The sequence below is a fragment of the Kluyvera sp. CRP genome (assembly GCF_019930565.1).
Classification (GTDB): Bacteria; Pseudomonadota; Gammaproteobacteria; order Enterobacterales; family Enterobacteriaceae; genus Kluyvera; species Kluyvera georgiana_A.
Map to the genome: position 1 here is coordinate 324,482 of NZ_CP082841.1, position 18,990 is coordinate 343,471.

Here is an 18,990-nt window from a genome sequence, read left to right on the forward strand (position 1 = left end):
AGCCTTGATGCCCGTTGGTGCCAGTGCGCTACCAACGCCTGAAGTCAGAAGCGTTGACTGGGATAAGGAAAATACCGTACGCGTCGGGGATAGCATCAATACCGTGTACCGGATTACGATGTCAGAGGGATCACGTAATCATCTTTGGTTAAACGTTGATTGCCAAACCCATGAAAAAACGCTGCTGTATATGAACCTGCACACGGTAACCGGGAACAATATCCGCGCCTACGGCGGTAACTCTTTCGCCCGCTATATTCCCGGCGTCCCTTTCGAGCCCGATGCCGATAGCCTGCTCAGCACCAACCCTGCACTCGATGTCTGCAAACAAAACGTCGCGCCGCCTCGTTGGGTAGGACTCACTGCCGCAGATAAGAACGGCGACCAGCCGTTTATCGACCTGAATAACAGCCATCGCGAGGGCAATATGCTCAATCTGCGCGTAGGCACGGATTACGCTCAGGTTCATCGCGAAAAGAAATATGACGCGCCCTACGACTTTAAAATCAGCCAGATGCAGGTTAATTGCGATAACCAGCAGGCGCGCATTGAACGAACGTTCTCTCTGAATGCCAACGTTGTGACTGACAACACCACAACCACGGATTCCGCCTTCACTTCCCTCCCCACCACGCTTACTGTCCCCGTGAAGAAACTGTGTGTCCTACAGGATCTCAACACGTTTACCGGCAGCGGCGCGTGGGTAGCCCGGCAGAAAACCGAAGCTGATGCGCCGCTGACAATCCCCGATTTCGAGCACAACGATCCTGCGGCCTTAGCCCGTTACCCGCTTCCCGAAACGGTAAGCAAGACAGCAGCGCAGGTACTGAAAAACGGGAGTAACGCGCCTGTGTTTTCCAGCCTCACCTATACGCCGGTGTGGCCTGGCGACAGCGATATTAAGGGCAAAACGCGCATCGACAGGCTGCCGGACGGCAGTACCCTCACGCTTGATACGCTGATACTCAAAGGGGTGACGTTCTATAGCCAGTACCATCGGTTATTCAATATCGTTGATCTGAAACAGTGGGATTCGATGAAAAATAGCCCGTTCATCGCCCAGACGCTGGAAACCAACTTTAGCGTGAGGCCGGAGGCTGGCCAGCCGTACCACTGGCATGCGGTACTGCAAGATGATACCGCCCCGGAGGGAAGAAAATCGAAGCGTCAGGATTGTCGTGTGGAAGGCCCGTGGCGCGATGCCTCAACGCTGAACAAGGCTTTCCCTGGGCGCTATATCGAACTTATCTGTACCGACGATCGGGGCGATGGCAGAGCAATGAGCAGCGATTACGCCTGGCTGGAAAATTTGCGCGTCTTCATTCGCATCGGTTATCAGGAGGCGGGGCAGAAAAAACGGTTTACCTTTAAAGACGTCACCATTATTCGCTAGCACACGCGACGCCGGGGTCGACGCCGCGTGGTGTCGGCTTACGCCTCGGCAGGGGCGCTGCTTACTGCGGGTATCTCTTTACGCAGCCAGATGCCGAGCCCAAGGCCAATCAACGACAGCGCCAGCACATACCAGGCTGGCGCCATCGGCGAAACGCCCATCAACATGGTGACGGCAATCGGCGTCAGGCCGCCAAAAATGGCGTAAGAGACATTGTAGGAGAAGGAAATACCACTAAAGCGCACCTCCGCCGGGAAGGCGCGCACCATCACGTAAGGCACGGCGCCAACCACGCCAACGCACAGACCTACCAGCCCGTACAACAGGAACAGTTGCTCAGGATGCGTTCCCGCGAGGTGATAGAAGAACCAGCTTGAGCAGGCCAGTAAAATACTGCCAACAATAAACGTCTTGCTCGCTCCGACACGATCGACGATTAACCCTGCCAGCAGGCAGCCAACGCACAGCATCACCGTCGCCACGCTATTAGCCTGTAACGTCAGCGCGGGGGCGTAACCGTACTGCTTTTGCAGCCACACCGGTGACATCAGAATCACCACGACAATACCTGCGGAGAGCAGCCAGGTCAGCAGCATCGAAACCACCACCGCCTGCTTATGCTTGAGCACCACCGACTTGATCGGCAGTTCTTGCGCCAGCGCTTTGCGCTGCTGCATTTCGAGAAAAACAGGCGTCTCCTGCAACCAGCGTCGCAGGTACATTGCCACCAGGCCAAACGCGCCGCCCAGCAGGAATGGAATTCGCCAGCCGCCGTCGTGGATCGCCTGCACGGTAAGCTGCGTGTTAATGAGCGTTGCCACCACGGAGCCCAGCAGGATCCCCACCGTCAGCCCTGCCGTCAGCGTGCCGCAGGCGATACCAATGCGCCGCGCCGGGACGTGCTCGGCCACGAACACCCACGCCCCCGGGACTTCACCGCCAATCGCGGCCCCTTGCAAAATACGCATCAACAGCAGCAGCAACGGCGCCACCAGCCCGGCAGTGGCATACGTCGGCAGCAGGCCAATCGCCAGCGTCGGCACCGCCATTAGCAGGATGCTGAGGGTAAACATTTTTTTGCGCCCGACCAGATCGCCGAAGTGCGCCATAATGATGCCACCCAGCGGGCGAGCCAGATAGCCAGCCGCAAAGATGCCGAAAGTTTGTACCTGGCGCAGCCATTCAGGGATATCTGCCGGGAAGAAAAGCTCCCCGACCACGGCGGCAAAGAAGACGAAGATGATGAAATCATAAAACTCCAGCGCGCCGCCCAGGGCGGCCAGCGTCAGCGTTTTATAATCTTGTCGATTCAGAGGTCGGGTGTAATGTGACATAACAAACCATTCGCAAAGTTGAGCTGTTGATATAAGTTTACGATTTGTGTAAAGCAAAAATGACTATACCGTAAACCCTATCGCACTCCAGAGGAATGATAGGTTATGTCAGAAAAGCATCACATTCAGGATAAAGTCTCGCGACGCGCGCTCTTAGGACGAAATGCTGCTACAACGTGCGGATGGGTCTCGATATAGGGCCCTTCCAGCAACTGTACACAATACGGTACACTTGCAAAGATACCGTTCACCAGCACCTTACCTTCAGCATCTTTAACCCCTTCCAGCGTCTCCTGTATGGCCTTCGGCTGCCCCGGAAGGTTGAGAATCAACGCCTGTTTACGAATCACGCCCACCTGACGAGAGAGGATCGCCGTCGGCACAAAGTGCAGGCTCACCTGACGCATCTGCTCGCCAAAACCCGGCATCACGCGGTCGGCAATCGCCAGCGTGGCATCCGGCGTCACATCGCGACGCGCCGGGCCGGTACCGCCGGTGGTCAGCACCAGGTGGCAGCTCATCTCATCAACCAACTCACACAGGGTTTGCTCGATAATGGTTTGCTCATCGGGGATCAGTCGGGTTTCGATTTCAAATGGCGTCGCCAGTGCGCTGCCCAACCACTCTTCAAGCGCCGGCAGGCCTTTGTCCTGGTAAACACCGCTGGATGCGCGGTCAGAGATAGAAACTAAGCCAATGCGTAAAGTGTTCATGATTATTCCGTTAAAACTGTACTGTTGAGCAGAATGATACACGTGAATGGTCGGTAATACTAAGACACCGGAGGGGTAATCTCCTGCCGTTTCCCGAGGCTCGCCGCAAAATCAGCCTGGCGATTGATAATTTGCTATCGAGAAAATAACCGTGGTGGCAGACTCCGCCCACACGCTTCCACGGAGGGCCAGACATGCGAAAGAACAGGACACCCACGCCGCATGATTTAGTGTTTAAAACGTTTCTCTCGACGATGGAAACTGCACGCGATTTTATCGCAATCCATCTTCCTCCTGCGCTTTTACAGCTGTGCGACCTACAAACACTACAGCTAGAGTCTGGAAGCTTTATCGAAGAAGACTTACATCCCTATTTCAGCGATATGCTGTACTCGCTTAAAACCGCTTGCGGTGACGGCTACATCCACGTGTTAATAGAGCATCAGAGTTCACCAGACAGACATATGGCCTTTCGTCTGATGCGCTATGCGATTGCCGCTATGCAGCGACATCTGGAGGCGGGTCACAACGCGCTGCCCCTGGTGATCCCCATTTTGTTTTATCAGGGCCGAAGAAGCCCTTACCCCAATTCAATGAACTGGCTGGATGAATTCAGCGACCCGGTGGTTGCTGGGCGTATTTATAGCCAAAATTTCCCGCTGGTTGATATCACGGTTATCCCCGATGATGAAATCATGCGCCACCGGAGTATGGCGGCGCTGACTTTAATTCAAAAACACATTCGCCAGCGCGATCTCACCCGGCTTCTCGATAAGCTCGCCATCCTGTTAACCCGCAATCACATCAGCGGACAACAGGTGATTGCACTGGTAAACTATATGCTTCAGGCGGGAGAGGCTCAGGATGCCCGCACATTGCTGTACGAAATGGCGCAGCGCGCGCCTCAGTATGGAGACGAACTGATGACGTTAGCAGAGCAGTTAAAGCAGGAAGGCCGCAACGAAGGAATACAGCAGGGAATACAGCAGGGGATGCAACAAGGTATCCAAACCGGGGAACGCGAAGCGTCGCGTAAAATAGCGCGGGCGATGCTCGAAAAAGGTATCCCGGCAGCCGATATCATTGAAATGACCGGCGTAAGCGCCGAAGAGCTCCCCTCACTACAGCATTAAAAAAACAGCCCGCTCTCGGCAAAGAGAAGCGGGCTGTTGCGTTACGGCCTGACAAGATTACAGCAGGTCGCCGATCATTTTTTCCAGTTTTTCCTGGTCAATCGCAAACTTACGGATACCTTCCGCCAGTTTGTCTACCGCCATCGGATCCTGGTTGTGTTGCCACAGGAACTCAGACTCGGTGATGCGGCTCGGACGCGCTTTCACTTCACCGGTGAAGGTCAGTTTACGCTCCAGCGGGCCTTCGCTTTCTGCCAGCTCTTTCAGCAGCGCAGGTGCGATGGTCAGGCGGTCGCAGCCGGCCAGCTCAAGGATTTCGCCGATGTTACGGAAGCTTGCGCCCATCACTACGGTTTCATAGCCGTGCTCTTTGTAGTACTGGTAGATTTCGCTCACGGAAACGACGCCTGGATCTTCCGCAGGCGCGTATTCTTTCTTATCAGTATTGGCTTTGTACCAATCCAGAATACGACCAACAAACGGGGAGATCAGGTATACGCCCGCTTCCGCACAAGCACGCGCCTGAGCGAAGGAGAACAGCAGGGTCAGGTTACAGTTGATACCGTCTTTTTCCAGCTGCTCCGCCGCGCGGATGCCCTGCCAGGTAGAAGCCAGTTTGATCAGGATGCGATCGTTGCTGATGCCAGCATCGTTGTACATTTTGATCAGACGTTTGGCTTTGGCGATGGACGCTTCGGTGTCATAGGAGAGACGCGCGTCAACTTCGGTAGAAATACGGCCCGGGACCAGTTTCAGGATTTCCAGACCGATGTTCACGGCCAGTTTGTCGGTAGCATCTACAACCTGCTGCGCACGGTCGCTGCTCTGGCTACGCGCCCACGTTACCGCATCGTCAATCAGTTTACGGTACTCAGGAATCTGTGCTGCGCCCAGAATCAGGGAAGGGTTGGTTGTCGCATCCTGAGGCTGATACAGCTTCATTGCTGCGATGTCTCCGGTGTCAGCCACTACGGTTGTGTACTGACGCAGAGATGTCAATTTATCCGTCATGATAGTGTTTCTCTTTAAACAGCTGTTAGGGGGATGTAACCGGTCTGCCTCGATAATATCACGCCGCTCTCTCAGCGCAACCGCCGACATCATGAGAGCGCAGAGTATGATAAACTCATGCATTGGACTTTCAGACGTGGCCGTGGTGCGCGCTGAATATGGTAACGCTTACATTGGCTGAATCGAATCGTGTGAAGCACCGTTAGCTTCCGGGGTTCAGCCGCCCGTTTTGGCATAGACAAGAGGACGTTTAATGCCTGATTTCCTGTCTTTTATCAGCGAAATACTGTGGGGCTCGGTAATGATTTACCTGCTCCTTGGCTGTGGTATCTGGTTTACATGGAGAACCGGCTACATCCAGTTTCGCTACATCCGTCAGTTTAGCAAAAGTCTGAAAAGAAGCCTGAAACCGGGCGAAGGCGGATTAACTTCATTCCAGGTGCTGTGCATCAGCCTGGCCGCGCGCGTCGGCAGCGGTAACCTGGCAGGCGTGGCGCTGGCGATTACCGTCGGCGGCCCCGGCGCGGTGTTCTGGATGTGGGTCGCGGCGATTATCGGCATGGCGAGCAGCTTCGCCGAGTGCTCGCTGGCACAGCTCTACAAAGAACGTGACGCCAACGGGCAGTTCCGTGGCGGGCCCGCCTGGTATATGACGCGCGGACTGGGCATGCGCTGGATGGGCGTGCTCTTCTCCCTGTTCCTGTTGCTCGCCTACGGGCTCATCTTCAATACCGTGCAGGCCAATTCCATGGCACACGCATTGAATTATGCTTTCGACATTCCCTTCAACTTCACCGGCGTCGTAGTGGCCTTCTTCGCCCTGTTGGTCATGATGCGCGGCATGAAAGGCGTGGCGCGGCTTAGCCAGTGGCTGGTGCCGCTGATGGGACTGGTGTGGGTTGTTACCTGCCTGCTGATCTCGCTGTGGCATATCGGTGAAATGCCCGACATCATCAACATGATTATTCGCAGCGCCTTTGGCCTGCAAGAAGCGGCGGCTGGCGCCGTCGGCTACAGCGTCAGCCAGGCGATTACCAGCGGCTTCCAGCGCAGCATGTTCTCCAACGAAGCGGGGATGGGGTCCACGCCTAACGCGGCCGCCGCCGCGGCCTCCTTCCCCCCTCATCCGGCGGCGCAGGGCATCGTACAAATGATTGGCGTGCTGATTGATACCATCGTTATCTGTAGCGCCAGCGCAATGGTTGTATTGCTGTCGGGTCACGGCACCAAAACCACCGGCTATGACGGCATTCAGCTTATTCAGCACGCGATGAACGTGCTGGTTGGCAACTGGGGCGCAAGTTTTGTGGCGATAGTCATGGTGATGTTTGCTTTTACGTCGATCGTCGCCAACTACGTTTACGCCGAAAACAATCTGATCTTCTTACGCTGCAATAAGCCCTGGGCCATCTGGCTGCTGCGTATTGGCACTCTGTTGATGGTGGTCATCGGCAGTCAGCTCAGCTTGCCTGTCGTCTGGCAGATGGCTGACGTGATTATGGCGCTGATGGCAATCACTAACTTGTCGGCCATTTTGTTGCTGTCTCCGGTGGTCAGAATCATCGCCCGTGATTACCTACGCCAGCGTAAACTTGGCGTCACGCCGGTGTTCGATCCTGACTATTATCCGGAGATCGCCCAACAGCTCGCGCCGGAAAGTTGGGATCAACCACCGCGCCAATAGCAGCAATCGATCACCTGCGGCCCTTTTTTTGTTAAAGTTGCGTGAAATTTTCTGCAAGGACTGGATATGCTGATTCTGATTTCTCCTGCTAAAACGCTCGACTACCAAAGCCCGCTGGCCACCACGCGCTATACCCAGCCGATGCTGCTGGAGCACTCTCAGCAACTGATCGGCGTTGCGCGCAAGCTTTCAGCGCCGCAGATTAAAGCGCTGATGGGGATTAGCGACAAGCTGGCGGATTTAAACGCCACCCGCTTCCACGACTGGCACCCGGACTTCACGCCGGAGAACGCCCGCCAGGCGATTCTGGCGTTTAAAGGCGATGTTTATACCGGGCTTCAGGCGGAAACCTTCAGCGAAGCCGATTTTGACTTCGCCCAGAAGCACCTGCGTATGCTCTCCGGCCTGTATGGCGTGCTGCGTCCGCTGGATCTCATGCAGCCTTATCGTCTGGAAATGGGGATTCGTCTTGAGAACCCGCGCGGGAAAGATCTGTATCAGTTCTGGGGTGAGGAAATCACCCATACGCTGAACGCCGCGCTGCACGATCAGGGCGACGATATCGTGGTGAATCTGGCATCAGATGAATACTTCCGCTCGGTGAAGCCGAAAGCGTTGAAGGGGCAAATCATTAAGCCCGTCTTCCTCGATGAGAAAAACGGTAAGTTTAAGGTGATTAGCTTCTACGCCAAAAAGGCGCGCGGGCTAATGAGCCGCTACATCATTGAGAACCGTCTGTCAAAACCAGAGCAGTTGACCGGTTTTAATAGCGAAGGGTATTTCTTTGATGCGGAAAGTTCGAGCGCCGAAGAGTTAGTCTTCAAGCGCCACGAACAGTAAGCAGGTAGCCCGCAGGCTACCTGAATTCGCGATTAATGATGGCCTGACGGTGGGCGATGATCGTCGCCGTGACCGTGATTATCATGACCGTGGTCATCGTGACGATTGTCATGATGGTCATCGTGCCCGCGGTTATCGTGATGCGGCGGCGGTGGCGTGTGGGCATGCCAGCGGTTGTCGCGCCATTCATAGTGATCGTTCCACCAGCCGTGGTCGCGCCAGTGGCCGCCGTCCCAGTAACGACCGTTATTGTCCTGGTCGCCAATTTGCAGTTTCACAGCCGGAACCAGCGTAATCTCTGCGGCCTGAGTGATAACCGGAGCCGCCAGCATCATTGCCAGTGCAAACATCGCAGGTTTTAACATGGGTAACTCCTTGGTTCTTCGTTCGCCAGTATGGCCGATGAAGAGAGATTACCGCCGCGGAACCCGCGTTGTTATTCTCCGCAATCCTATATTGTAACCACCCGCATTTATTGGGAAATTCTCCTTTTTTCCTGCCGAATTCCTGCATAATTTCTCCCTGATTCCCCCTCCATGCTGGAAGGGGAAACGGAGACATTACGCCTTGCTCATCATCAGATTACGCAGCGCAGCGTAGTCGGCTGGCAGGTTATGCGATAACAGCGGCAGATCGGCGCGATCCGCCAACGCTTTTGGCAGCGGCAGCGTTTCATCGAGGATCTCTTCCACACTTTCTTTGAACTTCGCCGGATGGGCGGTACCGAGGAACAGGCCGTATTCACCCGGTTGCAGCTGGTCACGCAGCGCGCGGTAGGCAATCGCCGCGTGCGGTTCAGAGGTGTAGCCCAACGCTTGCAGCTCACGCATGGTCGCTTTGGTGGTCTCATCATCCACCGCCGCATAGCCCAGCTCGTTCAGACGCCAGATTTTACGGCGGAACAGCTCTTCCACGCGCGGCCAGTTATTCGGCTGACTGACGTCCATGGCGTTAGACAACGTCGCCTGAGTGGCTTTCGGCGCCCATTTGCCGTCCTGCAGGAAGCGCGGCACGGTGTCGTTGGCGTTGGTGGCGGCGATAAAGCGTTTCACCGGCAGGCCGAGCGACTTGGCCAGCAGGCCCGCGGTCAGATCGCCAAAGTTACCGCTTGGCACGGAAATCACCAGCTGATTACGCGCTTCCTGCGGCAGCTGCGCCACCGCTTCGAAGTAGTAGCAAATCTGCGCCAGCAGGCGGCTGATGTTGATGGAGTTAGCGGAGTTCAGCCCCAGCGCGACTTTCAACTCTTCGTCATCGAACGCCTGCTTCACCAGCGCCTGACAGGCGTCGAAGTCGCCGTCGATCGCCACGGTTTCAATGTTGCCACCCAGGGTACAGAACAATTTTTCCTGCAGCGGGCTGATCTTACCGCGCGGGTACAGGATCACCACTTTGACGTTCGGCAGACCGTAGAACGCGTGCGCCACGGCGGCGCCGGTATCGCCGGAGGTCGCCGTCAGGATAGTCACCGGCTTGTCGCCAGCGATATGAGTCAGCATCTGCGCCATAAAGCGGCCGCCGAAGTCTTTGAACGCCAGAGTCGGGCCGTGGAACAGTTCGAGACAACCCACGTCTTCCTGCACCTTATTCACCGGCGCCGGGAAGGTGAACGCCGTCGCGATACGCGCGGCAAGCTCGGCTTCCGGGATCTCATCGCCGATAAACGCGGAGAGAATTTTCGCGCTGCGGGTGACGAAATCCTGCGTCAGCAGTTCATCAATGTCGGTCAGGTTGAATTCCGGTAAATCTAACGGAAAGAACAGCCCCTGTTGCTTGCCAAGCCCTTGAGTCACGGCCTGCGCAAAGCTGACCTGCTCATTGTGATCTTTTAAGTTATAGAGTTTCATCGGTTATCCCACTACTCGTGCGCCCGCCGTGTCCAGCCGGCAAATATGAACGAAGCCTTCTTGATTCTGCAAATAATGCTGACCGAGCCAGTCCGCCACGCGCTGCGCGGTCTCGGTTTTGTCGCACAGGGCAAACAGCGTCGGCCCGGAGCCGGAGATGCCACAGGCCACGGCGCCAATGCCGGCTACCGCCTGACGTGCTTCGCTGAAACCCGGTAACAGTTTGGTTCGGTACGGCTCGGCAATCACGTCTTTCATCAGTTTTGCCGCCAGCTGCGGCTGACGGGAATAGCAGGCGTGAATAAAGCCCGCCAGATGACGGCCGTGAGCCACGCAGTCCTGACGACGATACTGAGCGGGCAGAATCGCCCGCGCTTCCGCGGTAGAGACCTTAATGCCCGGATAGGCCAGCACCCATAGCCAGTCGTCAAAGCACGGCACCTGCTGGCTGATAATGTCATTCTCTTCGATCATCAGCTGCATTCCGCCGAGATAGCACGGCGCGACGTTGTCGTAATGCACGCTGCCGGAGATACGTCCTTCCAGCTCGCCCATCAGGGCCAGCATCCGGGTTTCATCCAGCGGCCTGCCGCAGTGTTCATTCATCGCCACCAGCGCGGCGACCACGGAACAGGCGCTGGAACCCAGCCCTGAACCAATCGGCATGTTTTTTTCCAGCGTCATCGCCACCGGGATTTCTTTGCCAATCTCCTGGCAGAAGCGTTCCCAGCACTGATACACGATGTTTTCGTGCGGTTCGCTCGGCAGTTTATCCGCAAAGCGCCCTAAATTTTGCAGGCTGAAGCGATCTGCCGCCTCAACCGATACGTTGTCGCCCAGCAGGCTGCCGTCGATCGGCGTGACGGCGGCACCCAGTACATCAAACCCGACGCTCATATTGGCACTGGAAGCCGGGGCATACACCTTAACCATTTTAAACTCCTAACTTCCATGACAATGTGCGCAGAAGATCGGCAAATACCCCTGCCGCCGTAACATCGTTGCCTGCGCCATAGCCGCGCAGCACCAGCGGCAGCGGCTGATAATAGTGGCTATAAAACGCCAGCGCGTTCTCGCCGTTTTTCACTTTGAACAGCGGGTCGTTGCCGTCAACGGCGGCAATTTTCACCCGGCAGACGCCGTCTTCTTCGATGTTGCCAACATAGCGCAGCACTTTGCCTTCATCACGCGCTTTCGCCACGCGGGCGGAAAATTCATCGTCAAGCTGCGGCAGACGCGCCATAAAGCTCTCAGTATCGCCGGTGGCGTCAAAACTTTCTGGCAGCACCGATTCGACCACAATATCACTCAACTCAAGGCTACGCCCGGTTTCGCGCGCCAGAATCAGCAGCTTACGCGCCACGTCCATACCCGAGAGATCATCACGCGGATCCGGTTCGGTATAGCCCATCTCACGCGCCACTTTAGTTGCCGCCGACAGGCTCATGCCTTCGTCCAGCTTGCCAAAGATAAACGACAGTGAGCCAGAAAGAATGCCAGAGAAGCGCTGTAGCTCATCGCCCGCGTTGAGCAGGTTTTGCAGGTTTTCAATGACCGGCAGCCCCGCCCCGACGTTGGTGTCGTAGAGGAATTTGCGGCGCGACTGGCCAGCCGCGTGACGCAACTGGTGGTAGTAGTCCATCGACGAGGTATTGGCCTTTTTGTTCGGCGTCACCACGTGGAAACCTTCGCGCAGGAAATCAGCGTACTGATCGGCTACCGCCTGGCTGGAAGTACAGTCAACGATCACCGGGTTCAGCAGGTGATACTCTTTCACCAGACGAATCAGACGCCCAAGGTTAAACGGCTCTTTAGCTTCCTCCAGCTCCGCCTGCCAGTTTTCCAGATTCAGCCCATGCACGCTGGTCAGCAGCGCGCGGGAGTTCGCCACGCCGCAGACGCGCAGGTCGATGTGCTTTTTCTTCAGCCACGCCTGCTGACGTTTAATCTGCTCAAGCAGCGCCCCGCCGACGCCGCCGACGCCCACCAGGAAGACTTCAATCACCTGGTCGGTGTTAAACAGCATCTGATGCGTTACGCGAACGCCCGTGGTGGCGTCGTCGTTGTTGACCACCACGGAGATTGAACGCTCAGAGGAACCCTGGGCAATCGCTACGATGTTGATGTTAGCCCGGGCCAGCGCGGCAAAAAACTTCGCCGAGATGCCGCGCAGCGTGCGCATACCATCGCCGACAACGGAGATGATCGCCAGACGCTCCATGATCGACAGCGGCTCCAGCAGTTCTTCTTTCAGCTCCAGATAGAACTCATCTTCCATCGCCTTCTTCGCCCGCGCACAGTCGCTCTGCGGCACGCAGAAGCTGATGCTGTACTCAGATGAGGATTGAGTAATGAGCACCACGGAGATGCCCGCGCGCGACATGGTAGCAAACACGCGAGCGGCCATGCCGACCATGCCTTTCATCCCCGGGCCGGAGACGTTGAACATCGCCATATTATTGAGGTTGGAGATGCCCTTGACCGGCAGCGCGTCATCGTCGCTGCTGGCGCCGATTAGCGTACCTGGAGCCTGCGGGTTGCCGGTGTTTTTAATCAAGCAAGGGATTTGGAACTGGGCGATAGGGGCAATGGTACGCGGGTGAAGCACTTTGGCGCCGAAGTAGGAAAGCTCCATCGCTTCCTGGTACGACATGCTCTTCAGCAGCACCGCGTCCGGTACCTGACGCGGGTCGCAGGTATAAACGCCGTCGACGTCGGTCCAGATCTCGCAACAGTCTGCGCGTAAACAGGCGGCCAGCACGGCGGCGGAGTAGTCGGAGCCGTTACGCCCCAGCACCACCAGTTCCCCCTTATCGTTACCGGCGGTAAAGCCCGCCATCAGCACCATATGGTCCGCCGGGATCTGGCTGGCGGCAATGCGGCGAGTAGATTCAGCAATATCGACTGTCGATTCAAGGTAGTGGCCAACGGCCAGCAGTTTCTCAACCGGGTTAATCACCGTCACCTTGTGGCCACGGGCGCTCAGCAGCCCGGCCATGATGGCGATAGAGAGCTTTTCGCCGCGGCAGATCAGGCCAGCGTTGACGCTGTCCGGGCACTGACCGAGCAGACTGATACCGTGGAGAATGTGTTTGATCTGGGCAAATTCGAGCTCAACGGCCGCCTTCAGTTCCGCCAGCGGAAAACCCGGCTGGGCGGTAGCAAGCCCTTGAAGAAGTTCAGCAAAGATACGTTCAGCGTCGGCGATGTTGGTCAGCGCGTCCTGGCCGCCAATGGTTTTTTCAATCATCGCCACCAGATGGTTGGTGATTTTTGCCGGGGCAGAAAGCACGGTTGCTACCTGCCCCTGCCTGGCGTTGCTTTCCAGGATGTCGGCAACACGCAGAAACCGTTCCGCATTTGCCACTGATGTACCGCCGAACTTCAAGACTCGCATGGTTTTTACCCCTTGATCTTCAGTCGAAAAAAAAGCCCGCACTGTTCAGGTGCGGGCTTTTTTCTGTGTTTCCTGTACGCGTCAGCCCGCACCGTTACCTGTGGTAATAGTGGTGGTGGTAATGGTCATAATGCTGCTGATGCGAATCATGGATGTTGTGTGCTCTGTCATTTAGCTGTCTGTGCCTTATACCCCTATTGGTTAAAGTATCTGGCCCACTAAGTCAATGAATTTCTAACTTCGTCACGTTTCGCAATCAATTCACATCCGCCCGTTCATTCGCCGACAAACCACCACAACGGCCATAAGTTTTGCAAAATACCAACCAATAACACCATACGAAAATACAATGACAGAATTTTACTCTGTCATATTTTTTTCAATATCATGCAGCAAACGATGCAACATTGCCGTATCGCGTTGCTCAAGTAAGCCAATACGTTGTTGCAGCCAATCGGCCAGTTTTACATCTCCGGCTACCTCGAGTCGCTCGAGCAATTTGCTGATACGCGCCCTTAACGCAATCAGCTGATTTTCGTCACCTGTCGTTGCTGGGGAGTTCGCGTTTTGTAACAGTGAGGAAAGCTGATAACAATACACCATCACCGCCTGCCCGAGATTCAGCGACGGATAATCCGCCACCATCGGCACACCGGTTAACACATCCGCTAACGCCAGTTCATCATTGGTTAACCCGGAATCCTCACGGCCAAACACCAGCGCGGCATGGTCCATCCACTGCGCTTTTTCGGTCAACATTGGCACCAGTTCCTGCGGCGTGGCGTAATAGTGGAATCGGGCACGGCTGCGCGCGGTAGTCGCTACGGTGAAATCCACATCGTGCAGCGCTTCCGCCAGCGTTGGGTAGCAGGTGATGCCGTCAAGGATGTCGGTAGAGCCATGAGCCACCCATCGCGCGGCGGGTTCCAGGTGCGCAACGCTATCAACGATACGCATGTCATTAAATCCCATGGTTTTCATGGCGCGGGCGGCGGCACCGATATTTTCGGCCCTTGCTGGCGAAACCAGCACAATAGATAAGTGCATTTAAAGTTCTCTTAACTTACTGTTCTCAGGCAATAATGTGATGTACATCAACATATTGCGCAGCGCGAATTTACAAAAATGCAACAAAAATCACTGAAATGATGTTTCATAACATATAAAAAACGCTAAACTATTCAGTGCGAAATCTTTCGTTTTATATGTTAACAGACAGCGGATATCTTACTGTTTATATGAACTATTTTCATTCGCACATGGTGATAGTAATTGGATTCATCACATTTATCAGTTAACCTGTGCAACTAGTTGAGTTGTGGAAAAAATGTGATAGGCGTTATCATTCCAGAGCGATGATTTCACCAAACTGTTAACGTGCTACAATTGAATTTGATATATGTCAACGAAGCGTAGGTTTATTGGCAGTCTGGTGTCTCTTTGCCTGTTATGTTGCTGTTAAAATGGTTAGGATGACAACCGTTTTTGACACTGTCGGGTCCAGAGGGAAGAGTACCCACGACCAAGCTAATGATGTTGTTGACGTTGATGGAAAGTGCATCAAGAACGCAATTACGTACTTTAGTCACGTTACGCCGATCATGTTAATTTTCGACATGCATCAGGCAGGTCAGGGACTATTGGTACTTCCTGTTTCGATTTAGTTGGCAATTTAGGTAGCAAACATGCAGACCCCGCACATTCTTATCGTTGAAGACGAGTTGGTAACACGCAACACGTTAAAAAGTATTTTCGAAGCAGAAGGCTACGATGTTTTCGAAGCGACCGATGGCGCGGAAATGCATCAGATCCTGTCTGAAAATGATATCAACCTGGTAATCATGGATATCAACCTGCCGGGGAAAAACGGCCTTCTGCTGGCACGCGAACTGCGCGAGCAAGCAAATGTCGCCCTGATGTTCCTGACCGGCCGCGACAATGAAGTCGACAAGATCCTCGGTCTGGAAATTGGTGCAGATGATTACATCACCAAGCCGTTCAACCCGCGTGAACTGACTATCCGTGCACGTAACCTGCTGTCCCGTACCATGAACCTGGGTACCGTCAGCGAAGAACGTCGTAGCGTAGAAAGCTACAAGTTCAACGGCTGGGAGCTGGACATCAACAGCCGCTCCCTGGTGAGCCCGAACGGTGAACAGTACAAGCTGCCGCGCAGTGAATTCCGCGCCATGCTGCACTTCTGTGAAAACCCGGGCAAGATTCAGTCTCGTGCTGAACTGCTGAAGAAAATGACGGGCCGTGAGCTGAAGCCGCACGACCGTACGGTTGACGTGACCATTCGTCGCATCCGTAAACATTTCGAGTCTACGCCGGATACGCCGGAAATCATCGCCACCATTCACGGCGAAGGTTACCGCTTCTGCGGCGAGCTGCAGGAATAAGAAAACAAAACGGCGCGTTAAGCGCCGTTTTTTTTACTCCCTACTTTGCCGCAGTGCCCCACGGCATAATCGGTACGGCGCTAATCGCGTTTTTTGGCGAACCGTCCACCACCTTGTCGGAGTAGGCCAGATAGGCGAGCACGTTGCGTTTTTCGTCATAGAAACGCACAACCTGTAGCGATTTAAACACCAGCGACGTACGCTTTTTAAAGACCACGTCACCGTCCGCTTTACCGCTCTTAATTTTGTCGCTGAGCTCAACCGGGCCAATCTGCTGGCAGGAAATGGCTGCATCCGAGGTGTCTTCAGCCAGCCCCAGCCCGCCTTTAATGCCGCCCGTCTTCGCCCGGCTGACATAGCAGGTCACGTTTTTGACATCGGGATCGTCAAAAGCCTCCACCACGATTTTATGATCCGGCCCAAACATTTTGAATACCGTATCCACAGAACCAATCTGCTCCGCGTGAACCGCCAGGCTGGAGACGCCGAGTAACAGACCTGCCATTAATTTCTTGTATTTCATATTGTTACCATTTCCGTCGATTGAGTTGTGTGATTATTCAACATCTAATTAGAAAGTGTTTAAAGATCACAGCTTTACAAAAAACAGCGCCGAATCTTATGTAAAAACGCATTTATGCATAAAAAAAACACTGAATGCTAAAACAGCAAAAGATGCTATTATCCGCTACTTTGGTAACAGGCACATAAGATTTTAAGGATGAGGGCACTTTATGGATCAGGCTGGAATTATTCGCGATCTCCTCGTTTGGCTAGAAGGGCACCTGGATCAGCCTTTATCGCTGGATAATGTGGCGGCAAAAGCGGGTTATTCTAAATGGCACCTGCAACGCATGTTCAAAGATGTCACCGGCCATGCCATCGGCGCTTACATTCGCGCCCGCCGTCTGTCTAAATCTGCCGTCGCACTGCGTCTGACTGCGCGTCCTATCCTGGATATCGCGCTGCAGTATCGTTTTGACTCCCAGCAGACGTTCACCCGCGCGTTTAAAAAGCAGTTTACGCTGACGCCGGCACTGTATCGTCGCTCGCCGGACTGGAGCTCCTTCGGGATGCGTCCACCGCTGCGCCTGGGTGAGTTCACGATGCCAAAATACGAATTCATTACCCTACCGTCCACCCACCTGGTGGGCGTCACCCAGAGCTATACCTGCAAGCTGGAAGAGATTTCCGACTTCCGCCAGCAAATGCGAGTTCAGTTCTGGACTGATTTCCTCGGCAACTCACCCTCTATTCCGTCAATGCTGTACGGGCTGCATGAACCGCGCCCGAGCCTCGAAAAAGATGATGAGCAGGAAGTGTTCTACACCACAGCGCTCACACCGGAGCTGGCTAACGGCCACATCAACGATGCCCATCCGGTCACGCTGGAAGGCGGCGAGTACGTGATGTTCACCTATGAAGGGTTGGGAACCGGCCTGCAGGAGTTTATCCTGACGCTGTACGGCACCTGCATGCCAATGCTCAACCTGACCCGCCGTAAGGGCCAGGATATCGAACGCTTCTTCCCACAGGACGAAGCACGGCATCAGGAACCGCCAATTATGCTGCGCTGCGAGTACCTGATCCCGATTCGTCGCTAACGCTGTAGCTCATCCAGAGCAGGGGTATCGAGATGCGAGATATCCCCTGCTGTTTCCACTACCCATCCCGGCGCCAGCCACAGGCTTTCCTGATAGTCCACCCGTGAGATAGAACAGTTACGCAGACGCAGACGACGCTCCGCGTGCGCGGGTAACCCCAGAATCGTACTCACCAGACAGCCCAGCGCAATCCCGTGGCTCACCAGCAACGGACGACTGCCCGGCGGCAGATCCAGACAGGCAGCCAGACCCGCGTGCATACGCTCGCTCAGCTCCTGCATCGACTCGCCCTGCGGAATACGACCATCCGGCGTGCCGTTGACCACCAGCCGACGCCACTCTTCTTCTTCTGCAGTCAGAGAATCAAGATGACGCTGCTCCAGCACGCCCATATCCAGCTCGCGCAGGCGCGCGTCCAGGGTCACGCCGCAGCCGCAGGCATCGGCAATAATCTCGGCGGTACGGCGCGTACGGCCCAGATCGCTGGCGATAACATGCGTGATGCCGTAGGTGCGCACGCGCTCCCCCACCTGCACCGCCTGCTGCTCTCCTTTAGCCGTCAGGGGGCTATCGGACTGGCCTTGAATACGCCGCTCGGCGTTCCAACGGGTTTCGCCATGGCGAACAAGATATACCTGTAACATGTTTTTTATCCGTTATACTGCGATGACATTTTATTATCTGAGTTGTGTAGATTATGCATCAAGTTGTCTCCGCTACCACCAATCCTGCTAAAATTCAGGCAATTCTTGCGGCTTTTGAGCTGATCTTTGGCGAAGGTACCTGCCAAATCGACGCCATCTCCGTCGATACGGGCGTACCAGAGCAGCCCTTCGGCAGCGAGGAAACCCGCGCCGGGGCGCGTAATCGTGTCGCGAATGCCAAAGCCGTACGCCCGGATGCGGATTTTTGGGTGGCAATTGAAGCAGGAATTGATGAAGGTGCGACCTTCAGTTGGGTGGTGATTGAAAGCCGCGACCAGCGTGGTGAAGCGCGTTCAGCAACGCTCCCGCTGCCAGAGATGATTCTCGAACAGGTGCGGGCGGGAGAAGCGCTCGGCCCGGTGATGTCGAAGTACACCGGCATCGATAAAATTGGTAATAAAGAAGGGGCGATTGGCGTCTTCACCGCCGGCGTGCTGACCCGCAGCAGCGTATACCACCAGGCGGTTGTGCTTGCGTTAAGCCCGTTCCATAACGCGCTCTACCGCGAGTAGGCCTGATAAGGCGAAGCCGCCATCAGGCACAACGGCGCACGTTGCCGGATGGCGGGCCTACCGTTGCGTTTTGGGCAGGGTTTGCTCCAGCCACTGGCGCAGCTCTACCGGTGCCGATTTGAGGCTGTTCGATCCACGGGTGATCGTCGCGATCCCCGCGCCCAGCTCGTTTTTCAGCTCACGCTGGCTCATTTCTCCGCGCAGCAGTTCTTCGATAATCCGCACGCGGGTGCCCAGCGCTTCGCGCTCATCCGGGGTCATCATTAAATTGAGCAACGGCAGTGCAAGGTCGTCGGTATATGCCAGACGCAGAAGCTCCACAAAGCGAAGCCACTCCTGGTTACGCTGCTCAGCCACCGTCGCTGAATAAGGGGATTGTTGGGTCATCTCGGGCCACCATGTTATGCTTGTACTCT

General features: G+C 55.3%; 19 protein-coding genes, 1 pseudogene and 1 other annotated feature. Of the genes and pseudogenes, 7 read left to right on the forward strand and 13 right to left on the reverse strand.

Features of this window, described 5'->3' with window-relative positions; genetic code table 11:
* Positions 1 to 7: 7 nt before the first annotated feature.
* Positions 8 to 1,393 (forward strand): hypothetical protein, encoded by a 1,386-nt coding sequence (locus tag K7B04_RS01475; RefSeq protein ID WP_223803353.1) that lies wholly within the window; start codon positions 8 to 10, stop codon positions 1,391 to 1,393.
* A gap of 38 nt (positions 1,394 to 1,431) precedes the next feature.
* Here K7B04_RS01475 and K7B04_RS01480 read toward each other — a convergent pair whose 3' ends face one another.
* Positions 1,432 to 2,727: an MFS transporter gene (locus K7B04_RS01480; protein ID WP_223803354.1), complete on the reverse strand. Its 1,296-nt coding sequence runs from the start codon at positions 2,725 to 2,727 to the stop codon at positions 1,432 to 1,434.
* Positions 2,728 to 2,852: 125 nt separating this feature from the next.
* A complete protein-coding gene (gene mog / locus K7B04_RS01485) occupies positions 2,853 to 3,440 on the reverse strand; it encodes a molybdopterin adenylyltransferase (RefSeq protein ID WP_167576893.1) in 588 nt (195 codons plus the stop codon).
* Between the two features lie 194 nt (positions 3,441 to 3,634).
* On the opposite strand from mog, the gene K7B04_RS01490 reads away from it, so the two are divergent.
* On the forward strand, positions 3,635 to 4,573 hold the full coding sequence (locus K7B04_RS01490; protein ID WP_223803355.1) for an Rpn family recombination-promoting nuclease/putative transposase: 939 nt from the start codon (positions 3,635 to 3,637) through the stop codon (positions 4,571 to 4,573).
* Between the two features lie 57 nt (positions 4,574 to 4,630).
* Here the strand turns inward: K7B04_RS01490 and tal are convergent, their stop codons facing one another.
* The gene (tal, locus tag K7B04_RS01495) at positions 4,631 to 5,584 is read right to left on the reverse strand and encodes a transaldolase (protein WP_163449301.1); all 954 of its coding nucleotides are present in this window, start codon (positions 5,582 to 5,584) and stop codon (positions 4,631 to 4,633) included.
* 253 nt (positions 5,585 to 5,837) lie between these two features.
* On the opposite strand from tal, the gene K7B04_RS01500 reads away from it, so the two are divergent.
* Together K7B04_RS01500 and yaaA are read left to right on the forward strand one after the other, a co-directional pair.
* Positions 5,838 to 7,268, forward strand: coding sequence for a sodium:alanine symporter family protein (locus tag K7B04_RS01500; protein WP_223803356.1), 1,431 nt, complete (start codon positions 5,838 to 5,840; stop codon positions 7,266 to 7,268).
* Between the two features lie 66 nt (positions 7,269 to 7,334).
* On the forward strand, positions 7,335 to 8,108 hold the full coding sequence (gene yaaA / locus K7B04_RS01505) for a peroxide stress protein YaaA (protein WP_163449303.1): 774 nt from the start codon (positions 7,335 to 7,337) through the stop codon (positions 8,106 to 8,108).
* Positions 8,109 to 8,140: 32 nt separating this feature from the next.
* On the opposite strand, the gene K7B04_RS01510 is transcribed toward yaaA, so the two are convergent.
* The 7 genes and pseudogenes from K7B04_RS01510 to yjjY all read right to left on the reverse strand — a co-directional run bounded on the left by K7B04_RS01510 (position 8,141) and on the right by yjjY (position 14,941).
* Positions 8,141 to 8,473, reverse strand: coding sequence for a DUF2502 domain-containing protein (locus tag K7B04_RS01510; RefSeq protein WP_163449304.1), 333 nt, complete (start codon positions 8,471 to 8,473; stop codon positions 8,141 to 8,143).
* Positions 8,474 to 8,668: 195 nt separating this feature from the next.
* Entirely contained in the window at positions 8,669 to 9,955 is a 1,287-nt protein-coding gene (gene thrC / locus K7B04_RS01515) for a threonine synthase (protein ID WP_163449305.1), read from the reverse strand.
* 3 nt (positions 9,956 to 9,958) lie between these two features.
* Entirely contained in the window at positions 9,959 to 10,888 is a 930-nt protein-coding gene (gene thrB / locus K7B04_RS01520) for a homoserine kinase (protein WP_167576902.1), read from the reverse strand.
* A 1-nt stretch (position 10,889) separates the two neighbouring features.
* Positions 10,890 to 13,352: a bifunctional aspartate kinase/homoserine dehydrogenase I gene (gene thrA / locus K7B04_RS01525; protein WP_223803357.1), complete on the reverse strand. Its 2,463-nt coding sequence runs from the start codon at positions 13,350 to 13,352 to the stop codon at positions 10,890 to 10,892.
* A gap of 25 nt (positions 13,353 to 13,377) precedes the next feature.
* Positions 13,378 to 13,495, reverse strand: a sequence feature (Thr leader region).
* Positions 13,434 to 13,523 (reverse strand): thr operon leader peptide, encoded by a 90-nt coding sequence (thrL, locus tag K7B04_RS01530; RefSeq protein ID WP_074398816.1) that lies wholly within the window; start codon positions 13,521 to 13,523, stop codon positions 13,434 to 13,436. Its footprint overlaps the feature before it by 62 nt.
* Before the next feature lie 189 nt (positions 13,524 to 13,712).
* Positions 13,713 to 14,399, reverse strand: coding sequence for a tRNA/rRNA methyltransferase (locus K7B04_RS01535; RefSeq protein WP_223803358.1), 687 nt, complete (start codon positions 14,397 to 14,399; stop codon positions 13,713 to 13,715).
* Between the two features lie 400 nt (positions 14,400 to 14,799).
* Positions 14,800 to 14,941, reverse strand: a pseudogene (gene yjjY, locus K7B04_RS01540) (protein YjjY).
* A 96-nt stretch (positions 14,942 to 15,037) separates the two neighbouring features.
* On the opposite strand from yjjY, the gene arcA reads away from it, so the two are divergent.
* The gene (gene arcA, locus K7B04_RS01545; protein WP_015966004.1) at positions 15,038 to 15,754 is read left to right on the forward strand and encodes a two-component system response regulator ArcA; all 717 of its coding nucleotides are present in this window, start codon (positions 15,038 to 15,040) and stop codon (positions 15,752 to 15,754) included.
* A gap of 40 nt (positions 15,755 to 15,794) precedes the next feature.
* Here arcA and creA read toward each other — a convergent pair whose 3' ends face one another.
* Positions 15,795 to 16,277, reverse strand: a complete 483-nt coding sequence (gene creA, locus K7B04_RS01550; protein WP_163449309.1) for a protein CreA — start codon at positions 16,275 to 16,277, stop codon at positions 15,795 to 15,797.
* Positions 16,278 to 16,488: 211 nt separating this feature from the next.
* Between creA and robA the strand changes: the two genes are divergently transcribed.
* Entirely contained in the window at positions 16,489 to 17,358 is an 870-nt protein-coding gene (robA, locus tag K7B04_RS01555; protein ID WP_163449310.1) for an MDR efflux pump AcrAB transcriptional activator RobA, read from the forward strand.
* Here the strand turns inward: robA and gpmB are convergent.
* A complete protein-coding gene (gene gpmB, locus K7B04_RS01560; RefSeq protein ID WP_163449311.1) occupies positions 17,355 to 18,002 on the reverse strand; it encodes a 2,3-diphosphoglycerate-dependent phosphoglycerate mutase GpmB in 648 nt (215 codons plus the stop codon). The genes robA and gpmB overlap by 4 nt on opposite strands.
* A gap of 53 nt (positions 18,003 to 18,055) precedes the next feature.
* Here gpmB and yjjX point away from each other — a divergent pair, with 53 nt between their 5' ends.
* Complete coding sequence (yjjX, locus tag K7B04_RS01565) at positions 18,056 to 18,574, forward strand: inosine/xanthosine triphosphatase (protein WP_167576908.1); 519 nt, start codon at positions 18,056 to 18,058, stop codon at positions 18,572 to 18,574.
* A gap of 57 nt (positions 18,575 to 18,631) precedes the next feature.
* On the opposite strand, the gene trpR is transcribed toward yjjX, so the two are convergent.
* On the reverse strand, positions 18,632 to 18,961 hold the full coding sequence (trpR, locus tag K7B04_RS01570) for a trp operon repressor (protein ID WP_163449313.1): 330 nt from the start codon (positions 18,959 to 18,961) through the stop codon (positions 18,632 to 18,634).
* Positions 18,962 to 18,990: the final 29 nt, after the last annotated feature.